This window comes from Bacillus sp. SIMBA_074 (assembly GCF_046534555.1).
Classification (GTDB): domain Bacteria; phylum Bacillota; class Bacilli; order Bacillales; family Bacillaceae_G; genus Bacillus_A; species Bacillus_A mycoides.
Map to the genome: position 1 here is coordinate 1 of NZ_JAWRYM010001062.1, position 244 is coordinate 244.

Annotated in this window: 1 protein-coding gene; it reads left to right on the forward strand. The window is 70.9% G+C overall.

All coding sequences use genetic code 11. The annotated features are described in order from the left end of the window. A partial coding sequence (locus tag SB773_RS34015; protein WP_410594899.1) for an MFS transporter occupies positions 1–244 on the forward strand: 244 nt, incomplete at both ends.

Sequence of the window (244 nt, forward strand, 5' to 3'; positions counted from 1 at the left end):
CTCGTCATCGGTCGATTCGGGCAGGGTGCGGCGGCATCAGCCTTCTCGCCGTCGTCGTCGGCTGCCGTTGCCCGGCTCACCGACGATGCCACCCGTGGGAAGTACTTCGGTCGCTACGGCTCGTGGAAGAGCCTCGGCTACGCGCTCGGCCCGCTGATCGGCGCCGTGCTCGTGGTCTGGGGTGGCATACCCGCGCTGTTCTGGGCGCTCGCGGTGCTCGGGCTCGGCGCTGCGGTGTGGGTCG